Origin of the sequence: Flavobacterium sp. (assembly GCF_031422135.1) — a bacterium.
GTDB lineage: Bacteria > Bacteroidota > Bacteroidia > Flavobacteriales > Flavobacteriaceae > Flavobacterium.
On record NZ_JANOQD010000118.1, the window covers coordinates 45,725 to 60,279 of the forward strand.

13 protein-coding genes and 1 tRNA gene are annotated in these 14,555 nt (G+C 32.6%); 8 read left to right on the top strand and 6 right to left on the bottom strand.

The genetic code is table 11. The features are described 5' to 3' along the window. Positions 1-137: 137 nt before the first annotated feature. On the top strand, positions 138-455 hold the full coding sequence (gene trxA, locus RMO70_RS15620) for a thioredoxin (protein WP_310557373.1): 318 nt from the start codon (positions 138-140) through the stop codon (positions 453-455). A 130-nt stretch (positions 456-585) separates the two neighbouring features. Here trxA and RMO70_RS15625 read toward each other — a convergent pair whose 3' ends face one another. From RMO70_RS15625 to RMO70_RS15635, 3 genes are all read right to left on the bottom strand, one after another. Next, positions 586-3,861, bottom strand: coding sequence for a reprolysin-like metallopeptidase (locus RMO70_RS15625; RefSeq protein ID WP_310557374.1), 3,276 nt, complete (start codon positions 3,859-3,861; stop codon positions 586-588). 138 nt (positions 3,862-3,999) lie between these two features. Next, complete coding sequence (locus RMO70_RS15630) at positions 4,000-5,979, bottom strand: tetratricopeptide repeat protein (RefSeq protein ID WP_310557375.1); 1,980 nt, start codon at positions 5,977-5,979, stop codon at positions 4,000-4,002. 19 nt (positions 5,980-5,998) lie between these two features. Beyond that, positions 5,999-6,697 (bottom strand): LytTR family DNA-binding domain-containing protein, encoded by a 699-nt coding sequence (locus RMO70_RS15635; RefSeq protein ID WP_310557376.1) that lies wholly within the window; start codon positions 6,695-6,697, stop codon positions 5,999-6,001. A gap of 277 nt (positions 6,698-6,974) precedes the next feature. On the opposite strand from RMO70_RS15635, the gene RMO70_RS15640 reads away from it, so the two are divergent. The 3 genes from RMO70_RS15640 to RMO70_RS15650 all read left to right on the top strand — a co-directional run bounded on the left by RMO70_RS15640 (position 6,975) and on the right by RMO70_RS15650 (position 8,839). After that, positions 6,975-7,601, top strand: a complete 627-nt coding sequence (locus RMO70_RS15640; RefSeq protein ID WP_310557377.1) for a hypothetical protein — start codon at positions 6,975-6,977, stop codon at positions 7,599-7,601. Between the two features lie 152 nt (positions 7,602-7,753). After that, entirely contained in the window at positions 7,754-8,680 is a 927-nt protein-coding gene (locus tag RMO70_RS15645; RefSeq protein ID WP_310557378.1) for a DUF58 domain-containing protein, read from the top strand. 85 nt (positions 8,681-8,765) lie between these two features. Then, positions 8,766-8,839 (top strand) — tRNA-Asp (locus RMO70_RS15650). A gap of 160 nt (positions 8,840-8,999) precedes the next feature. On the opposite strand, the gene RMO70_RS15655 is transcribed toward RMO70_RS15650, so the two are convergent. Beyond that, positions 9,000-9,503, bottom strand: a complete 504-nt coding sequence (locus tag RMO70_RS15655; RefSeq protein ID WP_310557379.1) for a DUF456 domain-containing protein — start codon at positions 9,501-9,503, stop codon at positions 9,000-9,002. Positions 9,504-9,557: 54 nt separating this feature from the next. On the opposite strand from RMO70_RS15655, the gene RMO70_RS15660 reads away from it, so the two are divergent. Next, the gene (locus RMO70_RS15660; RefSeq protein WP_310557380.1) at positions 9,558-10,022 is read left to right on the top strand and encodes a hypothetical protein; all 465 of its coding nucleotides are present in this window, start codon (positions 9,558-9,560) and stop codon (positions 10,020-10,022) included. A gap of 515 nt (positions 10,023-10,537) precedes the next feature. Here RMO70_RS15660 and RMO70_RS15665 read toward each other — a convergent pair. Together RMO70_RS15665 and RMO70_RS15670 are read right to left on the bottom strand one after the other, a co-directional pair. Further along, positions 10,538-11,440, bottom strand: coding sequence for a glycosyltransferase (locus tag RMO70_RS15665; RefSeq protein ID WP_310557381.1), 903 nt, complete (start codon positions 11,438-11,440; stop codon positions 10,538-10,540). Beyond that, positions 11,428-12,354, bottom strand: a complete 927-nt coding sequence (locus RMO70_RS15670) for a hypothetical protein (protein WP_310557382.1) — start codon at positions 12,352-12,354, stop codon at positions 11,428-11,430. The genes RMO70_RS15665 and RMO70_RS15670 overlap by 13 nt, the downstream gene beginning before the upstream one ends. 96 nt (positions 12,355-12,450) lie before the next feature. Here RMO70_RS15670 and ruvC point away from each other — a divergent pair, with 96 nt between their 5' ends. The 3 genes from ruvC (at position 12,451) to RMO70_RS15685 (ending at position 14,522) form a co-directional block, all read left to right on the top strand. Beyond that, entirely contained in the window at positions 12,451-13,005 is a 555-nt protein-coding gene (gene ruvC, locus RMO70_RS15675) for a crossover junction endodeoxyribonuclease RuvC (protein WP_310557383.1), read from the top strand. A gap of 75 nt (positions 13,006-13,080) precedes the next feature. Further along, positions 13,081-14,208: a radical SAM family heme chaperone HemW gene (hemW, locus tag RMO70_RS15680; RefSeq protein WP_310557384.1), complete on the top strand. Its 1,128-nt coding sequence runs from the start codon at positions 13,081-13,083 to the stop codon at positions 14,206-14,208. Beyond that, positions 14,169-14,522, top strand: coding sequence for a GIY-YIG nuclease family protein (locus RMO70_RS15685; RefSeq protein WP_310557385.1), 354 nt, complete (start codon positions 14,169-14,171; stop codon positions 14,520-14,522). Before hemW ends, RMO70_RS15685 begins: the two co-directional genes overlap by 40 nt. Positions 14,523-14,555 lie beyond the last annotated feature (33 nt).

A 14,555-nucleotide genomic window follows, 5' to 3' on the forward strand; every position in this document is an offset into this window, starting at 1 on the left:
AAAGATATAGCGAATGGCTGGAAATAGCTCCCAATAAAAAATATCAATGAGCGAATAGTTAAAACTGATTTTCAATTAACATCATTTTAAGGATTTTATATTTACTTTTGCAGTACAATTTTAAAAAAAATAAAAAAATGGCATTAACAATAACAGATGCAACTTTTGACGAAGTTGTATTGCAATCAAAACAACCAGTTTTAGTAGATTTTTGGGCAGCTTGGTGTGGTCCTTGCCGAATGGTGGGTCCAGTTATCGAGGAGATTGCTGTCGAATTTGAAGGAAAAGCAGTGGTTGGAAAAGTAGATGTAGATGCAAATCAAGAATTTGCTGCAAAATACGGTGTTAGAAATATCCCAACGGTTTTGGTTTTTCAAAATGGGGAAGTAGTAGGGCGTCAGGTAGGTGTTGCTCCAAAGCAAACCTATGCAGATAGTTTGACCGCTTTGTTGTAGTTTGTATTAAAAAACTATTTCAAGTAAGTTTAAACTGAGAATTGTTTTTTTGGTTATAAACGTTACATATTGTTCCAAAAAAATCCCGCTAATTAGCGGGATTTTTAATTTTGACTATTTCTAAAAAAGATTATTGTTTCACAAAACGTTTTGTAATAATCGATTCATTATCTGAAATCTCTATGATGTAATTTCCAGTATTAATGTTTGAAACATCAATAGCACTATTCGAAATTTTTCCATTCAAAATCGTTTGACCTAACAGATTATAGATTTTAAAAGTAGCTTTTTCAGAAACCGTAGCTATGTTTAAGATTGAAGATGTTGGGTTTGGGAATAGTTTAATTTCAACTAAACCAATTTTTTCATCAGATTGAATTTCTTTTGCTAAGGCTGTAATGTTTACAGTATAATCTTCCACTTGTCCGTAGGTAAAAGATTGACAAGAAGTAGGGATCGCATTGTAAGCCATAGAAACTCTCATTCTTGTTGTTCCTAAACTTGCAGTTGAAGGAATAGTAAATGAGCCAGTTGCGGGAGTTGTTCTTGAAGCAGCTTTTGAGAAAACCAATTCGCCAGCATCTGTAAACAATCCATTTTTGTTATAATCTATCCAAACGGCATAACCTTCACTGTATATTGTGCTTGTCCAAGTTGGTGTGATTGTAATTGTATAAGCAGTTCCTCTAGCGGCATTTGTAGATAATGTAGTAAAGTTTTCGTAACCTGCTGTTCCTGTAGAAGTATTGCTTATGGTTCCAAAAACTACTTTTCCAATTCTTTCATCATTAGTATTGCTACTTGTAGAAGCGCAATAGGTAATAGTTGGAGCTGCTAATGTAGTTATGCTAACCACATTACTCGCAGCAGAAATATTTCCAGCAGCATCTTTTGCTTTTACAGAAAAAGTATAAGCCGTTGAAGCCGTTAATGCAGTTACTGCAAAAGTTGTTCCAGCTACTGATCCTTTTAACGTTGTTCCTTGATAAACATCATATCCTATAACAGCTACATTGTCTGTGGAGGCTGTCCAAGAAAGATTTGTAGTAGTTTGTGTTGTTCCAGAAGCGGCTAAAGATGTTGGTGCAGTTGGTGCAGTTGTGTCTGATACAGGAGCAAGAGTTGTTACACTTACTACATTACTTGTGTCAGAAATATTTCCAGCAGCATCTTTTGCTTTTACAGAAAAAGTATAAGCTGTTGAAGCCGTTAATCCAGTTACACCAAAAGTAGTAGCGGTTGTTGTGCTTCCTTTTAATGTTGTTCCTTCATAAACATCATATCCAGTTACTCCAACATTATCAGTAGAAGCTGTCCATGACAAGCTTGTAGTTGTTTGCGTTGTTCCAGAAGCTGCTAAAGCTATTGGTGCAGATGGAGCAACAGTATCGGTAGAACCAGGAGTAATGGTAAAGTTTACATTAGAAATATCAAAAAAGATATGACTAGCACCTTTTACCATAATTCTATTGGTAGTTCCAGATATATTAGGAATTGTAACTGCTTGAGTTCCGTCATTAGGTGTTGCTAATAATAGAGCAACAGGATAGGTTAATCCACCATCTGTAGATAAATATATATCAACATTAGCGCAGTTTACACCATTTGCTGTTGTCCCTGATACATTCCAAGTTACTGTTTGAGAAGATCCACCTGTATAAGAAACCGCAGTATTTGGAGAACTAACTGTGAATGGACCTGCTGTAGCGTTAACCGTTACCACCATATCATCAAAATTAGTTTGCCCCACTTTAATTGGTGCTACTGAACTATATGGAACATTATCTCTTACTGTTAATCTAAAATTTAATGTTCTTGCTACAGAGCTTAATGCTTCCACATTAATGCCGTCGTTTCCTGTTCCAGCTGTTGTTGCTGAGTTTGCAATAACAGATTGTATGATTGGGAAATATCTTGTTGGTGAAGCTGTTGGATTCCAAGTTCTCCAGTTTGGCCCAGAAGCTTTGGTGATACTTGCTACACTACTGGCACCAGTTAGTGTTCCTCCATCATTATTTTGTTCCCAAGAATACGTTAAAGCATCACTAGTATTTGTGTCAGTTGCAGATCCAGTAAGTGTAAATGGAGTGCTTTTAGGAATAGTATAATCCAATCCTGCATTTGCAATAGGAGTTGCATTGCTTGAAGAAAGATAAGTAGTTACAGGACAAGTTTTTGTAGCTAAATTTGCTTGAATTTGAGCAATAGTTGCTTGATGATAAAAACTTATAGAGTGGGGAGCAACATCTTGAGATGTAATACCAGCATACCCCATAATTGTTACACCAGAACCTACTTCTTTGTTAACACCAGCTCCTTCATTGTTATTGGAAAAAGTATGGTTCCCGCCTAATTGATGTCCTATTTCGTGAACAACATAATCGATGTCAAAGTTATCCCCTTGAGGAATACCATCAGCAGGCGAAGTTATCCCAGAACCTTTGGCAGCATCACATACACAACCAATACAACCAGCATTTCCTCCTCCTCCAGAAGCACCAAACATATGACCAATGTCATAATTTGCAGCGCCAATAGTGTTTGTTAATGTAGTTTGTAGTGAAGCATTCCAGCTTGACAAAGTAGTTGAATATGGATCTGTTGAGGCATTATAGAAAATTACACTAGTAGTGGTTGAGATAAGATTTAAGTGTAAAGCTAAATCTTTTTCATAAACTCCATTACAACGAGTTAATGTAGCATTAAATGCAGCCAAAACTTTTGCTTGATCGGTAGAATTACCAGCTGTGCTTGCTCCAAAATAAGCAGCATACTCTCCATTACAAGATTGAGCTAATCTCATCACTTTTAATTGAGCTGTACTGGATCTGTTTGTACTTGGAAGTTGGTTTTTAACATTCAAATCTAATGCGTGATCATCAGTAGAGCACGTCCAAGGCAATTTACCTTTTTCTCTTTGTGACTTAAAAACGGCATAAACAGTATGGTCTTGAGAATATGGTTCGATAAATTCATTTTCTTTATCTGTTCTAAAAACCATAGTTTGGATTCCTTGAGGAGAAACACTTAATTTTATTGTAGCATATTTATCAGTAATTCCTTTTCCAGAATAGGCTCTAATTTCTGGAAATCGAGCTTGTAATTCAGCATCAAAATTTGATGCTTCTATCATTTCAAATTGCTCAAATTGCCCATTAGCATTAGGTAAGGTAATGATTGTTGTTTGGTTGCTTGATTTATTGCTTGTTGAAAACAATGAATTTCTTAATTGCGTCGTGTTCAAATCATATAGATCGAACTTCTTAGGGAACGAAAGTCTAGCTACACCTTTGTCAGTAACTGTAATTTTATTGGTAGTTGCATTGCGTGCAGACCAATATTTATCTGTTTGTGCTTGCACATATCCGCAAACAAGAATGAGTAAACCCAGAATAATCTTCTTCATAAAAATTTGGTTTTTTAGTTTTAATCTACGAATATATCAATATTTTTAGATTTTAGATGCAAAATATCTATAAAAAACGAATTATTTACAAAAATAAACATATTCTTACAATTAATAAATCGTCTTGAAACTAGTTGATCAAGAGTTAGAGAAAAGTGGTTTAATTTTTAAGATAAATGTGGTTCCTTGATTCAATTTCGATTCTACTTTAATTTCACAATTTATGCCTTTTGCCAAATCTCGAATGAGGTGCAAACCCAAACCAGTTTTGATGCCTATAACTTGAGTGTCATCATACAATGCTTTGAATTTTTCTTGGCTAGTTCCTGGACCATTATCGGTAATTGATAAAAATGTGGTGTCGTTTTCTTGCCAAGCTTTCCATTTTATGGTTGCGTCGGTGGTTTTTTCTAATGCTTTTATGGCGTTTCCTGTTAGATTTCTAATAATGGTTTTGAGGTAATTTTCGTCTGTTGTAAATTGAATATTCGATGGATTTTCGAAATGTATTTCCACTTTTTCCTCGCTATCAAAATGCTTTTTCGTATTTTCAAATAAACTAGAAATTAAAATAATTTTCGGCTGAGGTTTAAAGTTTTCCATCTGACCTTTGCTCCATAAAAGAATATCTTCCATAGAATTTAATAAATTCTCCGCGCCAGAAATGGTTTTGTTCTGCAATCGAGTTTTGCTTACTTCATCAAGAAGTTCCGGATTGTCTTTTTGTAAATGTAAAAAATGAATCAAATTTGAAACAGGACTCCGCAAATCGTGGTTTAATATGCTAAAAAAACGGGCTTTGGTCTTATTGGCTTGGTCTAATTTTGTATTTAGTAGTTGCAGTTTGTTGTTGTTTTTTTTACGATTTCTACTTTGGTAAAAAAGCAATCCTCCGATAATTGATAGTAATATTAATCCCAAAATTAAGAATCCTTTTTGTCTTTCTTTAGATTCTAAGGCTAGTTTGTTGATCTTGATTTCTTTGTTTTTAATTTTCAGAACAGCCTCTTTTTTTTCGTTTTCATATTTTGAAATAAAATCGAATAAATATTTTTGATTTTTTTCTCCTGAAATTTTTTCTTTATTAAAATAGTGTTTTTTCAGATATTCATTAGCTAATTGGTATTTTTTTTCTTTTTCAGCTATTTCGGCAAGTAACTTATAGGAAAGGGAAATATATGAAGGGTAGTTTTTTTGCTGAGCTATTTCTAGCCCAATAGTAATATTGGTTTTTGCTTTATCTATATCGTTTAATTCCAAATAAGCCCAACCTAAATTGATATACGAGGAGGAAATGTAAAAATCATCTCGAAATTTTTTTGCAATAGCAATAGTTGGGAAAATGTAGTTAAAGGCTTCCTTTGTTTTATTTTGTTTTAGCAATACAATTCCAATACTGTTTTTACAAATCATAAAACCTATTTCGGAATTTATTTTTTTGTTGAATTCTAACGATTTTTGATAGTTTTCTAGTGCTAATTTTAAGCGGTCTTGATATTCATAAACACCTCCAATATTTTGATAGTTGATGGCGATTCCTAAATTATTGTTTAATTTTTTTTCGATAGCCAATGATTTTGAAAAGGTAGTTAAGGCAAGCTCAAGTTGATTTAAAGTGAGGTACACATTTCCTAAACTATTTAGCGAAATAGCTTTGCTTCTCAATAAATCTTCCGTTAATGGATTTATTTTTTCAACTAGATTCAATGCTTCTTGATGGTTGTCAATAGCGGGTTTTATGGAATCTATTCTTCTGTAAACTACTCCAATCATATTGTAACTTACAATTTGAATGGGTATGTGTTTTATTTTTTTGGACAAATTCAATCCGTAGTTATGATACTGCAATGCTTTTTTATAATTGGATAAATCTCTGTAATTCACTCCAAGTTGATTCGCAACATAAGCTTCAATTGCATAAGCTTTCAATAGTTTGCTCTTGTTCAAAGCGTATTGTAGCTTGATAGTATCGTATTTGTCTGATTTGAAAAAGGAATCGATTGTGCTAAACTGTTTTTTATTTGAAAAAATAAAAGAATCATAACTTTTTTTAAAGTCTCCGTTTTGAGCATTTAATAACGTATTAAAAAGCAATATAAAGAAAAACTTTTTTATCATATCTCGTTTTAAATTACAACTAGAGAATTAAATTATCCTTGTAACTTCTGCCTAAAGGGATTAAAACATTGTTGTTGAGTTCGATTTCTAAACTTCCTATTTTTTTGATGTATTGTTTCTGAACAGCGAAACTTCTATGAATTCGAATAAACGATTGAAAATGAGATTCCTTCAATAAATTACCAATGCTGGACAACACGCAATGTCTTTTCTGATTGGTCACAATTAGCGTGTAATCTTTCAAAGCTTCGAGATAAAGTATGTCGTGAAGTTTGACTTTGGTTTGCTCGTGTCCTTCTTTAATATAAATAGTATCTCCACCAATACTTGACTCAAACAACTGTGCTTTGTGTTTTATTTCTAGAAACTCTTCAATGCGATTCATAGTTTGTGCAAACCGCTCAAATTTTATCGGTTTTATTATAAAATCTAAAGTTTCAAGCTCAAAACTTTCCACGGCGTGTTCTGGATGCGCTGTGATATAGATACAAACAGGAACTTCAAGTGTTTTTTTTCGAAGTTCTAAGCCATTCAACTCTGGCATATCAATATCTAAAAACAGAATATCTATTCGTTCTTTTTCAATGACAGGCAATGCTTTTTCTGCGGATTCAAATACCCCTACAATATTCAAATTAGGAAATCTTTTAACAAATGAGGTAACCATTAAACGATCTATTTCGTCATCGTCTACAATAATACAATTTGCTATTGCCATAGAATTTTATTCATATTCAACCAAATATAGAAAAAAAGAATCAAAACACAACATTCGTCTATTTAAAACGTCGTCTGTCTATTGGTGTTTCTTTAACTTAACAAGCACAGCTATATTTACATCAAATAATACAGAGTGTTTTTAATTAATTGTAATATATAAAGTTAAAAAGGGGAAAAACACCCTAACTAAATGGGTAAATTGACTTTGGTATATGCGATAAAATAATGAAAACTTTGTCTTATTAAAACAACAACAATAATTAAACATTAAAATTATGAAAACACTAAAATTAGAATTCTCGAAAAACGGTTTCATTAGAAAAGCCGTATTATTATGTGCTTTTGGAGTAGCAACAGTATTTACCATTTCTTGTAGTAAGGACGATCCGGCTCCAATACCTCCAGTAGTTTTGGCACCTTTACAAGATCCATTAGCGGGTTATTTAGCCGCTTCAGGATTTGATCAAAAATCAACCAATCAAGTTAATCTTACAGATTATGAATTTGGTTATTCTTTTATTCCATTAGTGAATGGAAAAATGACAGCCATTGTTGCTAAAATTCCTGATGTTCACGCTGGAATGCGGGTAACTGTTTGGGATAAAGTGGCTGGAACAGTACTGAGAACTGAAACCATAGATATCACAGCTGCTGGAGTAGAAGTGACTAAAGCGATTACACCTTTAGATTTAGTAAAAGACAAAGAATATTTTTTAACCTTTAACAGTAATGATTGGTACGACCATAGAAGAACAGATAACGCTAATGTTGTATATCCATTTATAGTGGGCGATCTTAAAATAACTTCTTATTCTTTTACGAGTGGATCAACCCAAACTATGCCAAATTCCCCGCAGTTAAGTTACTTCGCTGGTGATTGTACTTTTAAATTTCAAAAATAATAAAATATTGAACAAATACTAATTCGTATAGGCAACATACTTATAATAGACATTGTGAAATGTCATAAAGTAAAATTGTTTGATTTAGTTGTTAAGAAGGTTTGGCGAAAGTCAAGCCTTTTTTTATTTAAAATTTCACTACTTTTGAAGTTATGAATCTAGAATCTCAAATAGCCAAAATATCCAGTTTCCAGCATTTAGAATTGTTGGCCAATCAAATTGTGGAGGGTTTTATTTCTGGAATGCACAAAAGCCCCTTTCACGGATTTTCGGCAGAATTTGCCGAACATAAAATTTACAATCCTGGCGAGAGTACCAAACACATCGATTGGAAATTGTTTGCCAAAACCGATAGATTGTATACTAAAAAATACGAAGAAGAAACGAACTTGCGATGTCACTTAATAATCGACAATTCCAGCTCGATGCATTATCCTAAATTAAAAGAGAATCAGTTTTTTTATGAAAATAAAATTGGATTTTCAGTTTTAGCTTCTGCAGTTTTAATGAATTTACTCAAAAAACAACGCGATGCAGTAGGATTAAGTATTTTTTCGGATACCTACGAGTATTTCTCGCCCGAAAAAGGTTCTGATCGACACCATAGAATGTTACTCAACAAGTTGGAAAGCATTCTCGAAACGCCAAAACAAACTAAAAACACGGACACCATTACCTATTTGCATCAAATAGCCGAAAAAATGCACCGCAGATCAATGATCGTTTTGTTTACAGATATGTTTCAAAAAGGCGATGATGAAAGGCTGTTTAAAGCATTGCAACATTTAAAACACAATAAACATAAAGTTGTATTGTTTCACGTAGTAGACAAGAAAACAGAATTGAATTTAGAATACGACAACACACCACGGAAATTTATAGATTTGGAATCAGGAGAAGAAATTAACTTGTTTGCAGAAAACATAAAAACCGATTATGAGAAAGCAGTACAAAACTATTTTGACAAAGTAGCAAATACGTGTGCTTTGTATAAAATTAAGTATGTTCCAGTCTCAGTTGACGAATCTTTTGAAAAAATAATGTCAACCTATCTAGTTGAAAAACAAAAATTTGGATAAAATAAAAATCATTTTTTAATTTTTTTTTAAAAAACACTTGCAAAAGTTAAAAAACGTTGTATCTTTGCAACCGCAATTAAGAAGAGGTTTGGTAGTTCAGTTGGTTAGAATACGTGCCTGTCACGCACGGGGTCGCGGGTTCGAGTCCCGTCCAGACCGCTAAAATTGGGAAAGGTTTCTAGAAATAGAAACCTTTTTTGCCCAATAAAGGTTTTTAAAATTAGTTGTGTTGTTCGCTACGACTTTGTAACTCGTAGCACGGTTTAGTAGTTAGACCAGTGAAAAGCTTTTCATCGAAAGATGAATGGCTTTTTTGTTTTTAGTCAAATAAGCTTCCCGAGTTCTGCCAAACCACAACTACAAAAACACCCAAAAATATTATACAAACCACAAATTTCACAAACGATGAAGCCAAAAAACCTAAAAAGGATCCAGTAGCCGCTTTCAAAGCCCGTTTTTTATCTTGTTTGTCATAAATCAATTCTCCAACAAAAGCACCCAAAAATGCACCCACAACAAACCCAAACGGAATAGGAATAAAAAAACCTACAATAAGCCCAATATTGGTTCCCCAAACACCGTAGGAACTGCCACCAAATTTTTTGGTGCCTTTGGCAGGAATCACATAATCCAGAATAGTGATTACAATAGTAACCAAAAGTGTAATTCCCAAAACCCAGTAATTATTAGGTATTGCAGTCGTCAAATACAGCAATAATAAACCTATCCAGCTGATAGAAGGCCCTGGAAGCACCGGCATAAAACTACCAAAAACCCCAGCAATTACACAAATTAAACCAAGTAGCAATAAAATAGTGTCCATCAATTAGAAATTTAGTATTTTTGACCTTAAAAATAAGCATTTTTGAAATCACAAATGAAAAATAGTGTTCTATCCCTTATATTCGTCTTACTTTTTCAAAGCTGTCAATATTTTGAGAAAAATGTTCCTGCAAAAGAAACCTTGGTCAAAGAAGAATTAAATAAAATCAATTGGGATCAAGTCGATGAGTTTCCCAGCGCCACACAATGCGATAGTATAGTTGATAAAGAAGAAAGAAAAAACTGTTTTTTCAATTTCTTGACACAAACAATCCAGCAGAAATTGGCAATCGATTCCATTAAAAAGCTGTATCCAAAAACAGATAGTTTGAGTCTTAAAATCACTGTTTTACCAGATTCAAAGTTGGTTTTCGAATCGCAAGATACATTAAATGCAACAAAAATTGATAGTTTAATGCAACTTCATTTTAACGATTTTCCAACAGTCGAACCCGCCATAAAAAGAGGAATCAAAGTAAAATCGCAGTTTATTTTGCCAGTAGTTCTAAAGAATAAATAATTTTTTTAGAAGCCAATCCAGCTTTCCATTTCAAGTTTTTTCTAAAACCACTTTTTTTGTAAGCCACAAAAAGAGCTTCCTTTGGTCGCTTTTTTATGTCAACAAAAATAGTAGTTTTATTCAAAAAGCTTTCCATTTCAATCTGGGCTAGGAGCAGACATCATTCAACTTAAGGAAAAATTATAATACCTAACAGGTTTTTGAAACCTTTTAGGAAAACGATTCCTAACAGGTTTTTGAAACCTGTTAGGTGTAAACTGAACATTACCTTAACTTAATCGAATCGTTCTTAGGTTCATTGACTTCAATTTAACCTTACTTTTTAAATTGCCTTCCTTTCCATTCATATTTCCCAAAAACAGAATAAAAAACTACTAAAACAGAGAATAAAGGATAAACCAAACTACTCAAAAAAACAAAACGCAAGCGAACTTTAAAAAAGGCTGCGGTTTTATGAAGCACAACAAGATCTACAAAGAATTTTGTTGTAAAAAACGGTAATAAAACCCAATAATTCAATAAACCAACAACCCACAACCCACAACCAAAATTAAATTCATCAAAAAAACCGAAAGCGCCAGTTGCTTTGCATAAACACCATTATAATTGGCCGTTTTGCTCGCCCAACGAACCCGTTGATAAAATAAATCCCCCCAAGTTTTCATCGTTTGCGTTTCCACAACAGCGGTTTCCGATTTCAAAAAACAAACAGTTTCAGGATTATTTTCAATCGCTTTTTGCAACAAAAAAACATCATCACCACTGGCAATATTTGAGTTTCCTTCGAAACCCTTCAATTTATAAAAAAAAGATTTTTGATAACAAAAGTTGGCACCATTACACATAAATCCATTACCATTTCCAAAACTCCCAATAGTTGTACCTTGCAAACTCAATAAATCGAGTTGCTGAAAACAATCTAGAAAATTTTTATTAGTTTTATAAAAAACACCAGCAGCAATCATCTTCGGATTGTTTTCTTGAATAAAATTATCAAAAGTTTTTAGCCATTCAGGTTCCACTACACAATCTGCATCGGTGGTAATAATCCAATTGTATTTTGAAATGGCAATTGCCGTATTTATAGCATCTTTTTTTGGAGAATTGGAACTTCTGAAATTATCGATAAGAGAAATCTGAAATCTAAAATCTAAAATCTGAAATCTAAAATCTGACGCATCATCAACCAAAATTACTTCAAACAAATCCATCGGATAATCCAACATTGAAATCGAATGCAACAATTTAGGAAGGCTCTCGGCTTCATTCCGAAAAGGAACAATAATAGTAAATTTCGTTTTTGGAACAACATCTGAAATTTCGAAATTTTTGACTTTCGAAAAACCCAAAATCAGCCAAAGTATATTCATAAAATACACCAAGGCAATAATCCAAAATATAAAAATTAAGATTTCCATTTTGGTTTAAACTTAAGTACAAAATAACTTCCCATAATTACAGGAATGACAACATTCAAAAACCACATTAAGGTAGTAATAAAAATAACAATCCATTCGTTAACACCCAATAATGAGAAAAAATATACACCAACACTTCCTTTAACCGCAAAATCCAAAAACTGAAAACTCGGCAACGATGAAGCCAAGAAATATACACTCGTAATAGTTGCCATTAAAGTAAAATAGGGCAAATCAACATCAAAAGCCAAAAACAAAAAGTAATATTGATGTGAAAAAGTAATGTATCTCGCAATTCCCAACAAAATATTTTTGCGATGAATTGCTTTGGGAATCTCATTGATTTTTTTGATAAATTTCTCAATAGAATAACCCTTAATTTTTACTTTTTTGGAGAAAAAAGTAAAAACAAAAAACAAAGAAGCAAAACCCATTATCATTAAAACCCAAAACCTAAAACCTAAAATCAACAACCCAATTGTTCCAAAACCAACAGATAAAATCAACTGAATTCCGTTGCAAATCAAGTTTAAAAACACAATTTGTTTGGCTTGCGATTTTTCAAAATACAAAGCTTTTCCTGCATATTCTCCAATACCATTTGGAGTAAAAATTCCAGCCGTAAGTGCTGCCAAAACTTGCTTTGTAGCTTCTCCAATGGAAATTACTTTAAAAGAAGAAACTAGATTTTGCCATTTCAATATTTCCAAAAATCGATTCAGAAAACTTAAAAATAAAATAAAAAGTATGCCAACAACAGACTGATTTTTTTGAAACAAAACAATAAATTTTTGCCAATCTAATTTCTCGTTATCTGCCAATTGTTTGTATATAAAATAAAAAGCACCAACAACAATCAAAATTTTGATGGCAAGAACAAGGAATTGTTTAGTTTTGTGAGATATTGAAATCATTGTTGCAAAGTAAAGCAAAACGATTTGCGTATCCTAACAGGTTTGCAAAACCTGTTAGGTTTAAAACCTAAACATTCTAAGTTTAAAATAAAAAAATTGACAAACGAACGCATCATATTAGGGATTGATCCTGGCACAACCATTATGGGTTTTGGACTCATCAAAGTAGTGGGCAAAAAAATGGAGTTTATCCAGCTTAACGAATTGATATTGTCTAAATACGACAACCACTACCAGAAGTTAAAAGTTATTTTTGAACGAACTATTGAACTTATCGACACGCATAATCCTGACGAAATCGCCATAGAAGCACCTTTTTTTGGTAAAAACGTACAATCAATGCTGAAATTAGGGCGAGCTCAAGGAGTGGCAATGGCGGCGGGACTTTCTAGAGATATTCCCATAACCGAATATGAACCCAAAAAAATTAAAATGGCCATTACTGGAAACGGAAATGCCAGTAAAGAACAAGTAGCCAAAATGCTACAACAATTATTAAACCTTAAAGAATTACCAAAAAATCTAGATTCCACCGATGGTTTGGCGGCAGCGGTTTGTCATTTTTTTAATTCTGGCAAAGTGGTTGGCACAACGAGCTATTCTGGTTGGGATGCATTTGTGAAAGAAAATGAAGGGAAAATTAGAAAATGAGATAATTATAAAATGAATTCAATTATAAAGTAATCATTATCTCATTATCAAATTTCCGAATTATCTAAATTAATTATGTCAGGAATTTACATACACATACCATTCTGCAAGCAAGCGTGTCATTATTGCGACTTTCATTTTTCGACATCATTGAAAAAGAAAGACGAAATGGTTTTGGCTATTGCCAAAGAAATGGAAATGCGTAAAAAGGAGTTTGAAAATGAAGTTATAGAAACTATTTATTTTGGTGGTGGAACGCCTTCGGTATTGCAAATTTCTGATATTATATTTTTGATAGATACCGTTTACAACAACTATAAAGTTGCCGAACATACTGAAATTACATTAGAAGCCAATCCTGATGATTTATCAGAAGATCAAATTATCAAATTATCAAATAATCGAATTAATCGGCTTTCTATTGGTGTTCAATCGTTTTTTGAAGAAGATTTACTGCTGATGAATCGTGCTCATAATTCGGCAGAAGCCAAAAATTGTTTGGAAATTGCCACCCAATATTTCGATAACATTTCTATCGATTTAATATATGGAATTCCGGGAATGAGCAATGATAAATGGAAACAAAACATCGAAACGGCTTTGCGTTTTGGTATCCACCACATTTCGAGTTATGCCTTGACTGTCGAGCCAAAAACAGCTTTAAAAAAACTCATAGAAACTGGAAAAATTGCTCAGCCAAAAGACGAAGTGGCTTCGGCACATTTTGAAATTTTGGTTGAAACTTTGGAACAAAACGGTTTTATTCATTATGAATTGTCCAATTTTGGAAAAGAAAATTATTTTTCCAGAAACAATTCGGCGTATTGGTTGGGTAAAAAATACATAGGAATTGGGCCTTCCGCACACAGTTATGATGGCAACAATAGAAGTTGGAATGTTTCCAATAATGCCATATATTTAAAAACGATACAAGAAAACAAATTACCATCTGAAAAAGAAATACTTACCAAAACAGACAATTATAATGAATATATAATGACAGGTTTACGAACCATTTGGGGCATTTCATTATCTAAAATTGAAACTGATTTTGGTATAGAATATTTAGAATATTTGCAAAATCAAACTCAAAAATTCTTAAAAGACGAATTACTTTTTATTGAAAATAATATTTTAAAACCTACTAAAAAAGGAAAATTTTTATGCGATGGAATTGCATCAGACTTATTTATCCTGAATTAATTTCAGGATCTTTAGAAAATTTAATTGATATGATTAAAGGCTATATATACATTTTGACAAATAAGAATTTTACAGTTTTGTACGTTGGTGCTACAAAAAATTTAAAAATCAGAGTTCAACAGCATATTAATGGCACAGGAGCTGTTTTTACTAAAAAATATAACACTACTGTTTTGATTTATTTTGAAGAGTTCGATGATTATAAAGAAGCATTTATTAAAGAAAAAAAATTAAAGAACTGGCATAAAACTTGGAAGTGGAATTTAGCAAAAGTGTCAAATCCTGAATTAAAAGATTTATATTTGGAATTATAAACAACATATCTCTCATAAAAAAGAGATACTGAA

Excerpts from the sequence above, each read along its gene's own strand:
- trxA (WP_310557373.1), top strand. The coding sequence starts at position 138 with ATGGCATTAACAATAACAGATGCAACTTTTGACGAAGTTGTATTGCAA.
- RMO70_RS15625 (WP_310557374.1), bottom strand. The coding sequence starts at position 3,861 with ATGAAGAAGATTATTCTGGGTTTACTCATTCTTGTTTGCGGATATGTG.
- RMO70_RS15630 (WP_310557375.1), bottom strand. The coding sequence starts at position 5,979 with ATGATAAAAAAGTTTTTCTTTATATTGCTTTTTAATACGTTATTAAAT.
- RMO70_RS15635 (WP_310557376.1), bottom strand. The coding sequence starts at position 6,697 with ATGGCAATAGCAAATTGTATTATTGTAGACGATGACGAAATAGATCGT.
- RMO70_RS15640 (WP_310557377.1), top strand. The coding sequence starts at position 6,975 with ATGAAAACACTAAAATTAGAATTCTCGAAAAACGGTTTCATTAGAAAA.
- RMO70_RS15645 (WP_310557378.1), top strand. The coding sequence starts at position 7,754 with ATGAATCTAGAATCTCAAATAGCCAAAATATCCAGTTTCCAGCATTTA.
- RMO70_RS15655 (WP_310557379.1), bottom strand. The coding sequence starts at position 9,503 with ATGGACACTATTTTATTGCTACTTGGTTTAATTTGTGTAATTGCTGGG.
- RMO70_RS15660 (WP_310557380.1), top strand. The coding sequence starts at position 9,558 with ATGAAAAATAGTGTTCTATCCCTTATATTCGTCTTACTTTTTCAAAGC.
- RMO70_RS15665 (WP_310557381.1), bottom strand. The coding sequence starts at position 11,440 with ATGGAAATCTTAATTTTTATATTTTGGATTATTGCCTTGGTGTATTTT.
- RMO70_RS15670 (WP_310557382.1), bottom strand. The coding sequence starts at position 12,354 with ATGATTTCAATATCTCACAAAACTAAACAATTCCTTGTTCTTGCCATC.
- hemW (WP_310557384.1), top strand. The coding sequence starts at position 13,081 with ATGTCAGGAATTTACATACACATACCATTCTGCAAGCAAGCGTGTCAT.
- RMO70_RS15685 (WP_310557385.1), top strand. The coding sequence starts at position 14,169 with ATGCGATGGAATTGCATCAGACTTATTTATCCTGAATTAATTTCAGGA.